Genomic DNA, 16,581 nt, shown 5'->3' on the forward strand with positions numbered 1-16,581 from the left:
GGATTCACCCAGCGCAGCGCTGAGGATCGCTTCTCGCGTGAGACGATCATAGCGCCCATGCAGGTGGGGCCTGGAGTGGGGCTTGGAGCAGCCACCTCGAAGGAGAGGCTCTCGAACGCGGGCCAGGAAATTGGATATTCCCTAGCAGTTTCAACATGGTGGGGGAGGCAGGACTCGAACCTGCGAAGCCATGAGGCGGCTGATTTACAGTCAGCTCCCTTTGCCACTCGGGACACTCCCCCGTCCCAACAGCGTCGGACGCCACCCGCCCTTGGTGGCAGCGGACAGGTCAATCGGTGACGCTGGTGACCGTGGGACCCGTCGGGGTGCACGGCCGGCGCGTTTATGTGCGAAGGGAGGTGGCAAAGTCAACCAAGGGAAGCCGTTAATCGGCATCCTTTTGCCGGCAAAATTGCCATTGTCCGGAACCCGTGACACAACGCCCCTGATGAGCGATCGTGACCGCAAGCCCCCGTTCCGCCGCGGCGGGGCTAAACCATTCGAAAAAGGGCGAAAATCGGCCGGGCGGCCGGTTTGGCGCAGCCGTGATTCGGATGCCGACGGCCCGGTGATTCTCTACGGCTGGCATACGGTTTCGCTGGCGTTGGCCAATCCGGAGCGCCGGATTCGCAAGCTGTTCGTAACCGAGAATGCGGCCCGACGGCTCGCCGAGGAAGGGATTGACACCCGGGTGCCCCCGGAGCTCGTCCGCCCCAGCACCATCGACCAGCGTCTCGGGCCGGATGCGGTGCATCAGGGGCTGCTGGTGGAGGCCGATCCCCTGCCCTCGCCCGATATCGATACGCTCGAGCCCGAGGGCATCGTGCTGGTGCTCGACCAGATCACCGACCCGCACAATGTCGGCGCCATCCTGCGCTCGGCCGCGGCCTTCGCGGTGAGGGCGATCGTCACCACCGCCCGCCACAGCCCCGAGGCGACCGGCGTGCTCGCGAAATCGGCCTCCGGCGCGCTGGAGCTGGTGCCGCTGGTCACCGTGCAGAACCTCGCCCGCGCGCTGACCGCATTGAACGAGCGCGGCTTCCTGACCGTCGGTCTCGACAGTCAGGGGAGCGAGGATCTCAGCCAGGTCGCGCTACGGCAGCCGCTCGCGCTGGTGCTCGGTGCCGAGGGCAAGGGATTGAGACAGCTGACGCGGGAGACCTGCAGCGTGGTGGCGCGGCTCGACATGCCCGGCGAGATCAAGAGCCTCAACGTCTCGAACGCCGCTGTGCTCGCGCTCTATATCGGCGCAAGCCGGCTTGGCCTGATGTAGAGCGTCTTCGAGCGAAGTAGCTCGAGGCAAATGAAAGCGCCCGCTCGCACGAGGCGAGCGGGCGCCAATTTCAAGAGCGCCTATCAGATCAGTAGTAGCGGCGCAGCACGCGCTGACCCTGGTAATATTGCGAGTGGCCGTAGCGATAGTGCGAACGATAGTAGCGCGGACGCAACGGACGATAGTACGAGACTCCGCTCTCGCGATAGGTCGGAACCGGCGCCCAGTTACCCGGGCCGGTATAGGTCGGCCCCTGGTTGACATAGTAGTATTGCTGCTCCGGATCCGGGAGCCGCTGGGTGACCCAGCCATAGCCAACGCCACAGCCGCCGCAGCCGGAAGTGTAGTTGTAGCTCACGACCGGTGCGGAATAGACCGGCGCGGCGTAGACCGGCGGCGCGCAGGGGCTGGCATAATAGCCATAAGAGCCGCACGGTGAGCACGAGCCGTACCCGTACCCGCACGCCATTGCGGGTGCCGCGGCCATGACCGCGACTGCCGCGACCATTCCTGAAATCATCTGACGCATTACTCTACTCTCTCCTGTTGGTGTGTTCTTATTGGCTCATCTCTTTGTTTGAGCATGATCTCCGCGCAAACGCTTAGCGTTTGTCGCGAGGGAAAACCGGTTTCCACTTTTCCGGATCATGCCCTAGCGCGGAATTCTCGGCGGCCGGCGGCGATGGTCGCCTGGGGACTGGTCATACTGCGGCGCATAGATGATGGGCGGCGCATCGACCGGCGGATTGGACTGCGCCGGCAGCGGCATCGACTGCGCGGACCAGGATTGGTGATAGCTTTCGGCCGGCTTCGGCAGGCGCCGGTTCGACGGCGGCTCGATCTCCAGTCGCCCATAGCCCGGCATGTGGCCGAGGCTCGGATAATAATGGCCGACATTGGGCTCGGGATCGATGTAACGCCCACCATAGATGGTCGGCTGCACGTGGACGTTCTTGCCAAGACCCCATTCGCCTTCGATCACGGCATAGGAAACGTCGATGCCGTTGATGATGATCGGCACGCCCCGCCGATAGGGAACGACGATATCGAAGCCGCCGCCGGAGCCGCCACCGGCAAAGGCCGTTGACGTCATCGCCAAAAGAATCCCTGCTGTAATGCCAACGCGCATTGGTTGCCTTCCTGTCTCGTTCAGCAACCTAATCGAATGCGCGCAGCCAAAGGTTAAAGCGACAGGCCAAACTGCCGGTAAGCCTAACGCGTGAGCATGCCGGCTCGCTCAATTGCGGGCGATCGTGGTCAGCATTTGTTAACGCCGTATGCGCGGGCGCTTACACCAGCAGTGTTTCGACGATGGTGTTGATACCGATCGCGATGGTCACGAGCCCGACCGCGCCTTGCAGGCCGCGATTGGCCCAGGTGAGCCAGCGCGCGGAGGCCGCGATCGGCACTGCAATCACCGTGGACAGCGCGCCCATGCCGATCATCGAGCCAATCCCGAACAGCGCGACATAGCCCAGTCCGACGATCGGGCTTGCGGCCTGCGACACCGCAAGCACCAGCAGCGCCGCAGAGCCGGCCATGCCGTGCATCAGGCCGACCAGCAGCGTGCGCCAGCGAAAGCCGTGCGCGTGGACATGCGTCGCGGCACGATGCGGCGTCGTCTCGCCGGCATGGCTGTGGGCGTGGAAATGCACCGTGCCGTCGCCGTGGCCATGGCGGTGGAAATGGATGCGGTCGCGCCACAGACGCCACAGCACGTGGACGCCGAGCCCGACCAGCATGATGCCGACGGCCCCTTCGATCGGCTGCGCCACTGTCTCCGGGATCGCGTGTCCGAGCAGGATGGCGGCACCCGCGAAGCAGAACAGCGTCAGCGTGTGGCCGAGTCCCCAGGTCAGCCCGTGCCTGACGATGTCGCCGATATGGGTCCGGCGCGCGGCGATGCTGGAGACGGCCGCGATATGGTCGGGCTCGAGCGCGTGCTGCATGCCCAACAGAAAACCAAGTCCCAGGATTCCAAACATTCCGCCCCGTCCGCTCGATGCCCCTATTTGACACGAAGTGGCAGCCCTTGTCAGGCCACTCCTTCCACAATCGGCGGCGTATCAACGTCCGCGAGTACCACTCTCTTGATGCGCTTGCTGCGATCACTTGGGTTTGAAATCGTGTGAACAGGATCGTTGGAACAGGCCCGCCGCGCGGCCGCTTGGTGTCGATTGCGACTTCAAGGAGAATCTCACATGAGACCACTCGCTATCGTCGGCACCGCCGCGCTGCTCGCTTCCGCCCTGGCCGCTCCCGCCGGGGCGCAACAGGTGATCTACAATCCCGGCTATTGCGCTCAGTTCTATCCGAACGCCAATTGCCAGAACCAAGGACCGGGAAATCCCTATACCGGCAGCTACCAGCAGCGTCGCGCCGCCGCCTATCAGTACAACAATGGCTGGAACAACAGCTACGCCCACTGGGACGATCGCGGCAGCTTCTGGCCGGGCAACGTGGCCGCCGGGGTTGTCGGAGGCGCCGTCGGCACGGCGGCGGCGGTTGCCACTGCGCCATTTGCCGGTTTCGATAACGGCTACCGAGGCGGCTACTACACCCAGAGCTACGCCGAGCGTAACGGCCTCGTCTGCACGCCCGGGACCTGGTTCCGCGGCGAGGATGGCCGCCGCCATCCCTGCCAGTAACCCAATCGACCAGTTGGGGAAAAGGTGGCCGCCCGGCCGCCTTTTTCCTGCACAGGTCTCGCCTGGCTGCCCTCAGGTTCTGGCCCTCCGCTCCCAAGTCTGATATGCGAGCGGCCGAAATCGGCCGGCTTAGCTCAGCGGTAGAGCAGCGGTTTTGTAAACCGAAGGTCGGGGGTTCAATCCCCTCAGCCGGCACCATCCGTTTCATCAAAGCGCCGTGTTTTGGGCCAAAATCGTTTCAATTATTTCCGTTGTCGGAGCGCGTATTTCAGCCGAACAGGATTTTAAGAATGGCTTATTTCATCTACGCCCGCGACGGCACCGGGCAGATCATCCTAAGACGCGAGAGCGAGGATGCCGCGCTGAAGAAGGCGCACGAACTCAAGGAGATGGGCTGGTTCGACGTCGAGATTCGACAGGACAAGAAGCCTGCCGCTGCCTGATGAACCTTTGCGGTTGGTGCCGGACATACGTTCGAGGTGCCCACATGTCCGACACGCAGCACTACCGGTTTCAATCCGAGCAAGCGAAGCGGCTGGCCTATCAGGTCATCGATGCAGACGTTCGCGAAAAACTGCTCGAAATGGCCGATGAATATGACCGCTACGCCGACCTGATCGAAGCAAAGGCCGCCGAACGGCTGGCTGAGACGACCGCAACACCACTTCCCGCGAGCTAGGCGGGCCACAAACATTTGATACGTGATGAAGCGGGCCGCTGCCCGCTCTGGCGGCGTCGCCGTGGACCGGGTACATCATCCGCACAATGGCGCATCACGAAACGGCTTATCGGCCCGATATTGACGGGCTGAGGGCAATCTCCATTCTGCTGGTCGTCGGTTATCATGCTCAGCCTTGGCTGGTGCCGGGCGGCTTCATCGGCGTTGACGTCTTCTTCGTCATCTCCGGCTTCCTGATCACGCGGATCATCCTGACGAGGGTCGATGCCGGCACCTTCTCGTTCGCCGATTTCTATGCGCGGCGCGTTCGCCGCATCTTTCCAGCCCTCGTCATCGTGCTCACCGCGACCTATCTGGTCGGATGGTTCGCGCTGCTGCCCGATCAATTCACCCTGCTTGGCGAGAACATTGCCGCCGGCGTCGCCTTTGCGGCCAATCTGTTCCAGCTCAGGCAGACCGGGTATTTCGCACCTGCCGCCGCGGACAATCCGCTGCTGCATCTGTGGTCGCTGGGCGTCGAAGAGCAGTTCTATATCTTCTGGCCGCCGCTGATCCTTCTTCTCTCCGCAACCGCAATCCGCGGCCGATGGATCGCGGTCATCGCGCTGGCGTCGTTTGCGTTCAGCCTGAGTATCTTCTTCGGCTACGAGACCGTCGCGTTCTACTCACCGCTCACGCGCGCCTGGGAGTTGCTCGCGGGCGGACTTCTTGCCCACCTGGTGCTCGTACGGAAGAACGTTAGCTGGGACAAGCGGATCGGCGAGTATCTTGCTTTGTTGGGCCTCGCCGCGATCCTTGGCCCAGCGCTGCTGTTGGATCGCGCCAGCGCATTCCCAGGCCTCTACGCCCTGCTGCCCGTGCTCGGCGCGGTACTCCTGATCGCCACGCCAAATTCGGCGGTGAACAAGATGCTGCTGTCGAACCGGCCAATGGTATGGATCGGCCTGATCAGCTATCCGCTCTATCTCTGGCACTGGCCGGTCCTGTCCTATCTCGGCATTCTGCGCAACGGCGTGCCGAACGTGATGGAGATCTGGGCGGCGGTCGCCGTCTCCGTGATTCTTTCCTGGCTGACATTCCGCTTTGTCGAAATTCCGCTTCGCCACTACGACCGGGCAGTCAAGAGACTAACGCTCGGTCTCGCGCTCGTCGGCCTTGCCGGTATCGTGACCATCGCCGCGGCCGGATTCGATTTTCGTTTTCCTGTGGAGGTGCAGGCGATCGCGCGGACCCAGGCGAAGGACAATGCGGGATTTGGCGACAGGTGTTTCCTGGAAACGCCGGGCGCTGAATTCAACGCAGACTGCATCGAGCAGGGAACGCAGCCGCTCGTATTTTTGTGGGGCGATTCGACCGCGGCCGCGCTCTATCCGGGCTTGAAGGAAGCAGAGGCTGCGAGCGGATCGTTCCGCCTGGCGAGGTTCAGCGCGCCGGGCTGCGCGCCGATCCTGGATTCGGGCGCGAACGCACGCTGCGACGAAGTCCATCGCACCGCCTTCGGCCTACTTCAGTCCGCGCATCCGGACGTCGTGCTGCTGCATGCGATGTGGGGCACGAACAACGATCTCAGCAAGCTGCACGAAACGATCGCGCGGCTGCGCGCCAGCAAGGTCCGGCGCATCGTCATCCTGGGTCCACTGCCGGTCTGGAAGCGAACGCTTCCCCATACGCTCGTCAATCACTACCGGATTTGGCACGAGATTCCGGAGCGGATCGCGTCGGGCGTATCAGGCTTGGACAACGATCAGCGGATGGAGGCTTTCAGCAAAGCCGAAGGCATCGAGTACATCTCTGCCTGGCATACGCTATGCAATGCTGCGGGCTGTCTGACGGGGATCGGGACCGATGCCAACCAGGTGCTGATAACAGATATCGTGCACCTCTCCGACTCCGGCTCGAAGTTTCTCATCAGAGCGATCGGCAAGGAATTGCTGCCGTCTCCACCGCGCCCGTGAGGACTTGCCATCACCCTGTTATGGTAAACGATCTCTTCCGATTGACGCGGTGTTACTCTTTTGTCACCTCGGTGGAAATTGGGACTGCCATAACTTGGGATGCTTGATTCCGAAGGCAACCTTTGCTGCAGTCGAGTAAGGTCGAGGTGTGCCATGAAATGGATGAAGGAACGCGATCTCCTGATCGCTCAGACAATGGCGTTCGTGCAATCGGTGACCGGCAAGAAGCCCGACGCCGAGTTGTTGTCGCCGGCCACCGAGACGACCGTCCGCGCGACTATAACCACCGCTGTGGTTAACGTTGAAGCCGTGCTCGCCGAACCTCCGCCGCTCCCGATCGCCGTCCCGCCCAACCCGGCTCAGACGATGCCTGCTCAGACAATGCACCCTGAGGCAAGGCCGTCTCAGGCGAAGCCGCCTCGGATCGCGGGTCTCGACCTCCCCGCCGATTTCCAGTCCGAAATCCGTGCCCGGGTGGCAAGCTTCCGCGCCCACCAGGAGCGGTTTACCCGGGAGCGCGAGGAATACTGCCGTGCCACCATGGCCAAGGTCCGCGCCACTCTGAGCGAGGGTACCTAGCCGCCTCGCTCCGCCGAATAGAATAGTCCCACAGGCTGTCCCGCCAGGTCTTGGCGGTCAGAGCCAGGCCCATACCAGCAGCATATTGGCCACCGACGCGACCAACAGCGCCACGGTGAGCGTGACATGCACGCGTTCGCTGGATGTGTGCAGAACCGTTGTCATGCCCGGAGCATCCGGCGATTCTAGCACCGGAGTCTTGCGGATTCTTTTTTGGGGGATTCACCACTTATTAGGGACTCAAGACGGGGTGACGGATGCCCTCACCTGGGCGTGAAACAAGACGGTTGGCGGTGCTGAAACCCGGGGGCGGGGTTGGCGTTGACTGCCTTTGCGGAGCCACGAGCTAAGAATGCCGTACGCGCTGTTTTCCAACGATGCCAAGCTGAGCAAGGCCTATCCGACCGAGGCGGATGTCTGGAAGGTCGCTCGGAAGAGCGGCCTGGTCGTCGATGTCGCCACGGACGAGGACAAGGCCGCCCCGCGTCCGGTCCTGGACAATGATTACGAGATCAGGCCCTGCCAGGCGGAGCCGAACGAAGACCCCGCCAAGAACAAAGCCGATGCCGAACGCGAGGCGCGGAGCGAGCCGCAGCTCTCGCCGCCCGAGCCGCCGCAGGAAAAAGCCTTACGGCGTCGCGCTCACCAGTGAGGCCTGCTCCGAGGCCAGCGTCACGCACGCCTTACGCCGGTGCAGTCCCCTGATCGCGCCGGTGACCTTGAGCACCTTCCCGACCCCGCAGGCCGGATCCTGGACAAAGGCGACCTCGTAGGGGGCGAGAATCAGCGGTTCGGATTTCAGCACGGTCTGGGCAAGGCATGGCGATATCGCCGCAGAAAAAATCAACGCTAACGCAAAAGCACGCATGTTCGTGTGTCCACCTCGCCCGGCGGCCGGCATAATAAACCATTGAGCGTGAAAGTTCCGTGCACCGCAAAAAATATTTTCTGCGGCGCCGGTAGCCCCGCAGCAAAAGGGCCGGCGGAAAGCCGGCCCTCGCCCCCGCGGAAACCCGCGGTCAGTATTTGGAAGCGACCGGCCCGCCCCAGCCGAAGCGGTAGTTCACGCCGACCTTGACCGTATGCTCGTCGTCCCGGAAGCGGGAGCCGACGATCTCGGCCGGACCGGAGGTGAAGGTCGTGTGGCCGAAATTGTAATACTGGTACTCGGCCTTGGCCGACCAGTTCGGCGCGAACATGTATTCGAGGCCTGCGCCAACCGTGTAGCCGTCCTTGCGGTTGCCGTCAGTCGTGAAGGGCTGCGGCACGCCAGCGAAGGCGACGCCGATATTGCTATTCTCACGCCAGGCGTAACCGCCCTTGGCGTAGAGCAGCGCCGGACCCCAGGTGTAGCCGAGCCGGCCGGTGACCGAGCCGAGCTGGTCGGTATTGCCCGTCACCACCGTTCCAGCGGGGAACACGAAGCCATTATTGCTGTTGCCCGGCAGCCAGCTGTATTGCGCCTCGACGCCCACCACCCAGTTCGGCGCGAATTGATAGTCAAAACCGCCCTGCACGCCGCCCAGGAAGCGCGCGTCGCTGCCGAGCAGATTGTTGCCGTCGGTGAAGCCGCCGCCGATATGGCCGCCGATATAGAAACCGGTCCAATTGTAAACCAACGCCGGCGCCGTATAGGCCGGCGGTGCCTTGGTATAGGGCCGTGCCGGCATGTCAGCCGCGAAAGCGGGGCCGGCGAATGCGGCCATGGCGACTGCGCCAAGCAAAAACTTCTTCATGGTACTTCCCCGTTCACTCCACGACGCGACATCAAACCAAACAACGTGACTTCAATTAGGTTGCTTTGGGGCACCGCCAGAGCATCACGTGTTCGTCACAGTGACAGCGCCGCAACACCCGCGGGTTCCATTGCATGGAAGAATTTTCCCTCCCGTTAATCCGGAGCCGGCCACCAGAACGGATGTCGGATCTGACTAAGCAGAGGTTCACCCCTCGCCGAAAAGTGATCCCATCCCGGTAACCCTGCGGCCACCGAGCCGCCGCTACCGCGACATCTTCTCCAGCTCAGGAAATGGCGCGTAGGTCGCGCTGGCGCAAGGCTCGGTAGCATTTTCCATCATGCGGTCGAGCCGGCCATCGACGTACACGATCGCGCGCTCCCGCGTCGGCCGATAGGCGCCGTCCGAGTCGCGGGCGCTGAAGCGCAGGCAGGTGACGTAGCGCTGCCGCCCACCGACCGTCCGCTGCACCGGCTCGGCCATGGCCGCGTCCCGTACGCCGGTGGGGTCGTTGAGATAGGTGTGCATGAACGCCAGGGTCTCGGCGCGGTAATTCTTCGGATACGGCTGGTCGGCGACACCGCGGTCATCGGTGAAGCTGATCGACCTGTTGTCGTCGCTGCTGAATGCGGAGCACGCCCCGAGCGCGATCGGCAACAGCAGGATTGCCGTAAGTCTTGCTGTCTTCGCCAAGTTCCTTTCGCCCCAAAGTCGACTGCGTCGGTCCCGGCAGTTTCTTAGACCGGCCAGCGGCGAAAGGGAATTCGCATCTAGGCGTCGCCTCAATGCACCATCCCACGGCCATTGGGGATGCAATGGCCGTGGGTGGGCCTGATATCCGCCGGCGCGGTGGGGCAATGTGGATCAAAACCGCGGCGGACGGACCAGTCGTGGAAGTCAGGATTCAGCCGCGCTTGGCGGGCCGCACGATGGGCTTGACCGCGACCTTCGGCGTGACATGCGTCTTGATCACACCGATGTGCTTGTGGTGGCCATGATGGCGGACGTAGCGCTGGTGCTTATGATGATGGCGCACCATCTTGGCGTTGGCATGCAGCGCCTTCGACTTCGTCAGTTCGGACTTGATCACCGGCGCCTGGGTCGTCTTGCCATAGTTGCCGGCAAACGCGGGCGCCGCCATCACGGAAACCGCAAGCAGCGCCGCGGAAATGGTCTTGAGCATGGTTGTCTCCTCTTCCAGGGATCGCTGAGACTTCCGGTCGGATGGCCGGGCTCGCCGATCAGTGATGACGACCTAAGTCGGCGGCGCTGAACCCACGCTGAAACGCGCGGACGGAATTCGTTCATCTCCATGACATCCTGTTCATGTCCGCGACTGCGTTAAGTCCTGACCGGCGTCACGTCTGCGAGGCGTGAGTTTCAAAATGGCGTGCCGAAGCGGGAATGTTTCCGAGCACTGGGTGTTCAAGGAAACGGGCCGCGGTATAGGATCGCCGGGCTGACCATCAGGAGAGAGGCATGCAGAAATTCGCGATCAGGCTGTTGACGCTCGCCATGTTGTCGCTGACGCTTGCGGCAGCGCCCGTCGTTACCGCGGTCTTTGCCGCGCCGGATAACGATCCGCCCCCGCCGCCGCCCAAGGGCAAGAAGAAGTCGGAGATTCGTCCGAACGTCGAACAGGCCGCCTTCGAGAATGGCTATCACGCCGCCTATGCCACGATCTACGACCGCCACGATTATGCGAACGCGATCGAGCAACTGAAGGCCCTGCACCGCGACGACACCGCCGCGGTCGCCAACCTGATCGGTTATTCCTATCGCAAGCTCGGCGACTACAAGCTGTCGCAGGTCTGGTACGAGCGCGCGCTGAAGGCCGATCCGAACCACGTCAAGACCTGGCAGTATTACGGTCTGTGGCAGGTCGAACAGGGCAACCGCGACCAGGCACAGTATCATCTCAACCGCATCGCCCAGCTCGCAGGCACCAACAGCGAGGAATACCGCTCGCTCGCCGCCGCGCTGGAAAAGCCGCCCGGCACCGGGCTGGTGTATTGAGGCGGTAGTTGCCGTGTGACGGGCAACGGCGCACGCGCCGTGCCCTTCAGTTTCTGTCGCGCTTCACACCGGTGTCGTGCCTGCCGGGGCATCGCGCAGCGATGAGCCCGGAATCCATCGAGCCGCGGGTGCAGGTGGAGAAATGGATTCCGGGCTCGCGCTACGCGCGCCCCGGAATGACGACGGTGGGGCTTGTGGCGAAACAGCTTCGCCAAAAATAAACGCCACCGAGCGCAATGAGTATTGCTTGGTGGCGTTGGTCGTCACTGGGCCCTGAAATCCCCAGCACTGAATTGGTCAGTGCCGCACGTCATCAGGTTCAATCACGACTCTCAAAAACGTGAGTTTTGCATCAGCTAAATGATGCGCGTCATACGACAGAAGCGCTGCCGATCACGCGAGACGGCAACTTCAAGTAAGCTGCAAAATATTGTCACGTCCCTTGCGCGATGAATGCGACGACCCTCATCCCGAGGAGCCGCGCAAGCGGCGTCTCGAGGCATGGCGCGGGTGAGATCGAGGCCTCATGGTTCGAGACGCGCGAAGACGCGCTCGTCACCATGAGGGTCTCCTAGAGAGCACGCTGTTTGAATACGTAGGCGAAGAACGTCAATCGCTCTTGCCTACTTCATCACCGCTTCGACCTCGCCTCTGAACGCCTGGCGTGAGGTGTCGCGGGAATAGAACATGTGGCCGCCGGGATAGACGACGAGTTTGACACGGTCCGGCCTCGCAAAGGCCGGCAGTTGGTCGAGCGCCATCGCCGAGCCGAAGTAAGGAGTCGCGAGATCGAACAGGCCGTGGCCGACCAGGAGCTTCAGCTTCGGATCGAGCGCGAGAATCTGCCGGAGCTGTGAGACCGACTCGGCCGGGTTTGTCCCGCGGCCGAAATCCCAGGAGCCGGCGACGCTGCCGTTGAGAAGATGATAGGATCCGTCCGGCTGCCAGTTCAGCCTGCCCCTGGTGAGGTCGACAACTGCGCTCGTCAGCGGCGCAATCAGCGGATCGCCGGACGGATCGCCGAAGCGGGATACGCTCGAATCCGGATTGGGATCGAAGCCTTCGACTGACGCGTCGTAGCGGCCGGTCACTTTGCCGTTGCGGCGATCGAATTCCCTGCGGAATTCGGAGATATCGAAACGCCCCGCGAGGCGACGGCTTACCGCCGGATCGATATCGGTCAGGGCCGCCACCCTGTTGGCGAGCCGTGTCGTGGCCTCGCTGTCGGCCTGCCCCTTGACAAGGTCGACCAGGAAATCGCCGCGCGCGTATTGTTCGACATCGGCGACGTCGCTGCGCGTCACCGGGCCCTTCCTCTGCCGCGCGACCGCCGCCATGCTCGGAAGGCTCGCGACATATTGCAGCAGACTCGTGCCCTGGAATTCACGGAAATCGAGCAGCGGCGAGAGCAGGATTAATCCCTTCACGCCGACGCCCTGCTCGGTCTGCAGGTTATGCACGATCTTCGGTCCGCGGATGCCGCCATAGCTTTCGCCCACGACATATTTCGGCGACAGCAGCCGCTCGTGCTTCTCGAGCCAGCGGCGGATCACCAGCGCGATCGCGTTGACATCGCCGTCGACGGAGAAGAAGCGCTTGCGCACGTCGTCCCCGGTCGCGACAAAACGACTATAGCCGGTGCCGACGGGATCGATGAAGACGAGGTCGGTGAAGTCGAGCCAGGTTTCCGCATTCGGCACCAGTTCGGGCGACGCCGACGACACCGCCCCCTCGCCGCCCAGCGCAATCCGCCACGGTCCGGCGCTGCCGAGCTGCAGCCAGGCCGACGATGCGCCCGGCCCGCCGTTGAACAGGAAGGTGACCGGGCGATTCGTCCGATCGGTGCCGTCGAGCTGATAGGAGGTATAGGCAATATCGGCCTGCGGCTCGCCCTTCTGGTCGAACAGGCGGATCGAGCCGGCGGTGGCCGTGAACTCCAAGCTACGTCCGGGGAGCGCCAGCGTCTGCTTGGTCGTGGAGTCAGGCGGCAAGCGGTGCTGCTCGGACGCCGACGGTGGATTGGCTGCCGCACTGCGGTCTGCACCGCCCTTACGACCCGCCGGTGCCTGCGTCGTCGGCGAATCTGACTGTGATGACGGTTTGGGGGTGTCGCCCGCGTCCTGCGCCCACGCGCCGCTCACGACTGAAAATGCGAGCAGCGCGACCATCATGCGCGTGCGCGCGTTGCGCTGTGTTCCGACCCAGCTTGCCATGTCCAGTTCCTTCGTAGCCCGGGTGCAGCCAAGCGAAGCCCGGGACATCTGCGTCAACATTGAGAGCGCCCCCGGGTTACGCTGGCGCTCCACCCGGGCTACGACGCGAATTGCGGCGTCCATCGGGGATGCAGCTACACAACGGGAGGAATTGTGTGGAAATCACAATCGCGCCAGCCGGTTTGCACCGCGATGAATGCGACAGGCCTGCGACAATACGCGCCGATCAGGTTGTCCGCGGCGACAATTGAGTGATATCCGTCACATCCACAAGGTTGCCAACCCAACCATTCGATCCACAGAACCAAAACGGCGCCACCGCGACTAACGAAATTGTATCTTCGAGGGGGTTCCCGAAATGAAACGAGCGATTGCCATTTGTGTCGGCCTGCTTGCGCTGGCTTCGCCGGCGGCGGCCGAGTCACCGGTGGCCGTCGTCGAGGACGTGCAAGGCAAGGTCACTGGCGCCGAGTTCATGGATTATGTAGCCCCCAAGACCGTAATCAAGATCGGGGACGGTGGTTCGATCGTGCTGAGCTATATGACCTCTTGCCGGCGCGAAGCGATCTCCGGGATCGGCACGGTGATCGTCGGCACCGAGGAGAGCGTCGTGCATCTCGCTGACCTCAAGGCCGAAAAAACCGATTGCGATTCCAACCAGACGCACGCCACGACGCAGGCGACCAGCGCGGTCGCCGCCACCGTGTTGCGCAGCGTCGATGCGAATAAGACCTCGTTGCCGCAGCCGCAGCTCACCCTCTACGGCGCTTCGCCATTCGTGGAGGCAAGAGGACGCGGCACGCTGATCGTGAAGCGCCTGGACATCCCCGGTGAGCGTCAGCAGGTTGATCTCGGCGGCACCCAGCTCAAGGGCAGGTTCTTCGATTTCGCCCGCGAGAACGGTGCATTGGTCCCGGGCGGCCTCTACGCCGCCACCTTCAAGTCGTCGCAGATCGTCTTCCGCGTCGACCCGCAAGCCAAGCCCGGCCCCACGCCGATCGTCGGCCGCCTGCTGCGGATGAATTAGCTCGTGATGAAACTGCCTTGGGGCCACTGCTGGCGCTTCTCCCTCTCCCCGTTCTTACGGAGCCGAGACGAGCGAAGCTCGCTCTGTGAGGGTTGGGGTGAGGGGCTCTCTCCGCGGACACGGTGACAGACGTGTTCGCGGAGATTCCCCCTCACCCGAAATTCAAGCTGCGCTTGAATTTCGACCTCTCCCCGCACGCGGGCCGAGGTGAAGTCGAACACGCCTCACTGTTCGAGAGAAAATCTTCCCGCGCCGGCCAGGATCAGCGACCTTGAGCATCGGGCGCACCGCGCGCGAGGTGATCACGATCGCCGCGATCGCGCTCGTCTGCGCCGCCATTTCTATCTCGCCCGCACTCGAGCCGATCCGCGGCCTCTCGCTCGACATCCTGACCGCGCTGCGCTGGAGGATATTCCAGAGCGCACCCGACCCCACCGCTTCCCCCACAGTTGTCGTCGCGATCGACGAGGAAAGCTATCGCGCGGCGCCGTTCAAGGGATCGCCCACGCTGACCTGGACCGGCGAGATCGGCCGCGTGCTCGGCGCGATCATCGATGGCGGTGCCAAGGTCGTCGGCTTCGACCTGGTGATCCCGACCTCGATCGAGCTGTCGCAAATTCCGTTCGGCGACGGCGTGCTGGGCGAAAAGGTGCGCGGCTTCGATCGCGACTTCCTGCGCGCCCTCGCCTCCGCCTCGACATCCGGCAAGGTCGTGCTCGGCGAGATGCTGCGCGGGGATCAGCCGATCCTCCCCTCCCCCGGACAGCGCGTTGCCGTCCGCCAGCAGCAGAACATCCGTCCGCTCAATGTCCACACCGACAGCGACGACACGGTGCGGCGGGTGCCGTTGACCTTTGCCGTCGGCGACGCAAGGGTTTCCGGCATGGCGCTCGAACTGGCATCGCGGGCGCTTGGTGCGACGGCCGACAGCGACGCCAGTGGCAACGTGACGCTCGCCGGTTACCGGATTCCGAGCCCGGTGCCGAACACGATGACGCTGAACTTTGCCGGCGGCGCGGACGACATCCCGACCTTTTCCTTCGCCGACCTGCGCGCCTGCGCGGCCAAGGGCGGAAAGGATTATTTCCGGCGTTGGTTCGACGGCAAGATCGTCCTGATCGGCACCGTGCTCGACATCGAAGACCGCCAGGCGACATCCAAACGATTTGCCACCGCAGGCGACGGGAGGCGCCCTCTCCCGCGCTGCGCGCCCGACGCCAGTCCGCCGGCCGTTCCGGGCGTCGCGCGCAGCACCATCGCGGGCGTGTATATCCACGCCACCGCCGTCAACAACCTGATCACCCGCAACGCGGCGCGCGAGCCCGGCCTCCTGCCGACGTTCCTGATCGCCTTCTTGTTTGCCGCGCTGGCCGCAACGGCGGCGCGCCTATTCAGGCCATTCACCGCCGTCCTCTGCTGCGCAGCGGCGAGCGCGCTCGGGCTCGTCGGCGCCACGTTCGCCTTCACCCACGCACTGGCGCTTCCGCTGGTCGAGCCTTTCGCGGCAGGCACGGCTGCGCTCGCGGCGATGGTCGGCCTTCGCTTCGCCGTCACCGATCGCGACCGCCGGCTGTTGCAGAAGAGCTTTGCGCTCTATCTCGCCCCACACGTCATCAACGGCATGCTGTCGTCGAAGAAATTGCCCGAGCTCGGCGGCGAAGCGCGCGAGGTCACCGTGTTCTTCTCCGACCTCGCGGGCTTCTCCGCGATCGCGGAAAACATGCCGCCGGACCGGCTGATGTCGCTGATGAACGAATATCTTTCTGATATGACCGATGTCATCGAGGCCAATGGTGGCTATGTCGACAAATATATCGGCGATTCCATCGTCGCGGTGTTCGGCGCGCCCGCCGACGATCCTGACCATGCTGCGAACGCGGCGCGCGCGGCGCTCGACTGCTGCACACGACTTGCAGAGCTCAACGCCACCTCGCCGGCCTTCCGCGACCATCCGCTCGCGCAGCGCATCGGCATCAATTCCGGCGAGGCGCTGGTCGGCAATTTCGGATCGCGGCGGCGCTTCAATTATTCCGTGATGAGCGATGCGGTGAACCTCGCCTCGCGCCTCGAAGGCGCCAACAAGTTCTACGGCACCACCATCATCGCCTCGGACGCGACGGTGGCGCTCGCAGGCAGCGGCTTTGCCTGGCGCGAGCTCGACGAAGTCCGCGTCAAAGGACGGAATCAAGCGCTGAAGATCTACGAGCTGGTGGCGCGGGCGGACGCGCTGTCGGAAGCGCAGCAGGCGCTGATCAAGACTTACGGCGAAGGACTCGCGCATTGGCGCGCCGGCGAATTCCACCTCGCCACGGAGGCTTTCGGCCGCTCGGCCGCGACCGACAAGCCGGCCGCATTGTTTCGCGAGCGCGCCGAGCAGATGGCCGCGCAGCCGCCGGGCGGGGACTGGGAGCCGATCCGCACGCTGCAGGAGAAGTGAGGCACATAGCCCGGGTGG

18 protein-coding genes and 2 tRNA genes are annotated in these 16,581 nt (G+C 63.6%); 11 read left to right on the forward strand and 9 right to left on the reverse strand.

Features of this window, described 5'->3' with window-relative positions:
- Window positions 1-156: 156 nt before the first annotated feature.
- Window positions 157-242: transfer RNA gene (locus ACZIRK_RS18790), tRNA-Tyr, on the reverse strand.
- Between the two features lie 206 nt (window positions 243-448).
- Here ACZIRK_RS18790 and rlmB point away from each other — a divergent pair.
- Window positions 449-1,273, forward strand: coding sequence for a 23S rRNA (guanosine(2251)-2'-O)-methyltransferase RlmB (gene rlmB / locus ACZIRK_RS18795; RefSeq protein ID WP_207231145.1), 825 nt, complete (start codon window positions 449-451; stop codon window positions 1,271-1,273).
- A gap of 88 nt (window positions 1,274-1,361) precedes the next feature.
- Here the strand turns inward: rlmB and ACZIRK_RS18800 are convergent, their stop codons facing one another.
- From ACZIRK_RS18800 to ACZIRK_RS18810, 3 genes are all read right to left on the reverse strand, one after another.
- A complete protein-coding gene (locus tag ACZIRK_RS18800) occupies window positions 1,362-1,802 on the reverse strand; it encodes a hypothetical protein (RefSeq protein ID WP_130229859.1) in 441 nt (146 codons plus the stop codon).
- A 123-nt stretch (window positions 1,803-1,925) separates the two neighbouring features.
- Window positions 1,926-2,402, reverse strand: coding sequence for a hypothetical protein (locus tag ACZIRK_RS18805; protein WP_130229858.1), 477 nt, complete (start codon window positions 2,400-2,402; stop codon window positions 1,926-1,928).
- Window positions 2,403-2,562: 160 nt separating this feature from the next.
- On the reverse strand, window positions 2,563-3,258 hold the full coding sequence (locus tag ACZIRK_RS18810; protein ID WP_130229857.1) for a HoxN/HupN/NixA family nickel/cobalt transporter: 696 nt from the start codon (window positions 3,256-3,258) through the stop codon (window positions 2,563-2,565).
- Window positions 3,259-3,474: 216 nt separating this feature from the next.
- Here ACZIRK_RS18810 and ACZIRK_RS18815 point away from each other — a divergent pair, with 216 nt between their 5' ends.
- The 7 genes from ACZIRK_RS18815 (at window position 3,475) to ACZIRK_RS18845 (ending at window position 7,786) form a co-directional block, all read left to right on the forward strand.
- Window positions 3,475-3,921, forward strand: a complete 447-nt coding sequence (locus ACZIRK_RS18815) for a hypothetical protein (protein WP_130229856.1) — start codon at window positions 3,475-3,477, stop codon at window positions 3,919-3,921.
- Between the two features lie 123 nt (window positions 3,922-4,044).
- Window positions 4,045-4,119, forward strand: a tRNA-Thr gene (locus ACZIRK_RS18820).
- Window positions 4,120-4,211: 92 nt separating this feature from the next.
- Window positions 4,212-4,364 carry a hypothetical protein gene (locus ACZIRK_RS18825; protein ID WP_165435568.1) on the forward strand — a complete coding sequence of 51 codons (153 nt, stop codon included), beginning with the start codon at window positions 4,212-4,214 and terminating at the stop codon, window positions 4,362-4,364.
- A 44-nt stretch (window positions 4,365-4,408) separates the two neighbouring features.
- Window positions 4,409-4,600 carry a hypothetical protein gene (locus tag ACZIRK_RS18830; RefSeq protein ID WP_028163283.1) on the forward strand — a complete coding sequence of 64 codons (192 nt, stop codon included), beginning with the start codon at window positions 4,409-4,411 and terminating at the stop codon, window positions 4,598-4,600.
- 86 nt (window positions 4,601-4,686) lie between these two features.
- Entirely contained in the window at window positions 4,687-6,555 is a 1,869-nt protein-coding gene (locus ACZIRK_RS18835) for an acyltransferase family protein (protein WP_463327909.1), read from the forward strand.
- Between the two features lie 153 nt (window positions 6,556-6,708).
- On the forward strand, window positions 6,709-7,134 hold the full coding sequence (locus ACZIRK_RS18840) for a hypothetical protein (protein WP_463327910.1): 426 nt from the start codon (window positions 6,709-6,711) through the stop codon (window positions 7,132-7,134).
- Between the two features lie 352 nt (window positions 7,135-7,486).
- Entirely contained in the window at window positions 7,487-7,786 is a 300-nt protein-coding gene (locus ACZIRK_RS18845) for a hypothetical protein (RefSeq protein ID WP_051396658.1), read from the forward strand.
- On the opposite strand, the gene ACZIRK_RS18850 is transcribed toward ACZIRK_RS18845, so the two are convergent.
- The 4 genes from ACZIRK_RS18850 to ACZIRK_RS18865 form a co-directional block, all read right to left on the reverse strand.
- Window positions 7,763-8,002 carry a hypothetical protein gene (locus ACZIRK_RS18850; RefSeq protein WP_028163280.1) on the reverse strand — a complete coding sequence of 80 codons (240 nt, stop codon included), beginning with the start codon at window positions 8,000-8,002 and terminating at the stop codon, window positions 7,763-7,765. The genes ACZIRK_RS18845 and ACZIRK_RS18850 overlap by 24 nt on opposite strands.
- A gap of 151 nt (window positions 8,003-8,153) precedes the next feature.
- Window positions 8,154-8,870, reverse strand: a complete 717-nt coding sequence (locus ACZIRK_RS18855) for an outer membrane protein (protein WP_130231596.1) — start codon at window positions 8,868-8,870, stop codon at window positions 8,154-8,156.
- Between the two features lie 264 nt (window positions 8,871-9,134).
- Window positions 9,135-9,563: a hypothetical protein gene (locus tag ACZIRK_RS18860; RefSeq protein WP_028163278.1), complete on the reverse strand. Its 429-nt coding sequence runs from the start codon at window positions 9,561-9,563 to the stop codon at window positions 9,135-9,137.
- A gap of 211 nt (window positions 9,564-9,774) precedes the next feature.
- Window positions 9,775-10,053 carry a His-rich protein BRANT gene (locus ACZIRK_RS18865; protein ID WP_196237249.1) on the reverse strand — a complete coding sequence of 93 codons (279 nt, stop codon included), beginning with the start codon at window positions 10,051-10,053 and terminating at the stop codon, window positions 9,775-9,777.
- A 296-nt stretch (window positions 10,054-10,349) separates the two neighbouring features.
- On the opposite strand from ACZIRK_RS18865, the gene ACZIRK_RS18870 reads away from it, so the two are divergent.
- Window positions 10,350-10,886 carry a tetratricopeptide repeat protein gene (locus tag ACZIRK_RS18870; protein WP_130231594.1) on the forward strand — a complete coding sequence of 179 codons (537 nt, stop codon included), beginning with the start codon at window positions 10,350-10,352 and terminating at the stop codon, window positions 10,884-10,886.
- 623 nt (window positions 10,887-11,509) lie between these two features.
- Here ACZIRK_RS18870 and ACZIRK_RS18875 read toward each other — a convergent pair.
- The gene (locus tag ACZIRK_RS18875) at window positions 11,510-13,099 is read right to left on the reverse strand and encodes a S10 family peptidase (RefSeq protein WP_463327911.1); all 1,590 of its coding nucleotides are present in this window, start codon (window positions 13,097-13,099) and stop codon (window positions 11,510-11,512) included.
- Between the two features lie 358 nt (window positions 13,100-13,457).
- On the opposite strand from ACZIRK_RS18875, the gene ACZIRK_RS18880 reads away from it, so the two are divergent.
- Together ACZIRK_RS18880 and ACZIRK_RS18885 are read left to right on the forward strand one after the other, a co-directional pair.
- Entirely contained in the window at window positions 13,458-14,126 is a 669-nt protein-coding gene (locus ACZIRK_RS18880) for a hypothetical protein (protein WP_028163275.1), read from the forward strand.
- Window positions 14,127-14,397: 271 nt separating this feature from the next.
- A complete protein-coding gene (locus ACZIRK_RS18885) occupies window positions 14,398-16,563 on the forward strand; it encodes an adenylate/guanylate cyclase domain-containing protein (protein WP_130228219.1) in 2,166 nt (721 codons plus the stop codon).
- Window positions 16,564-16,581 lie beyond the last annotated feature (18 nt).

It is taken from the genome of Bradyrhizobium sp. Leo114, from assembly GCF_055229415.2.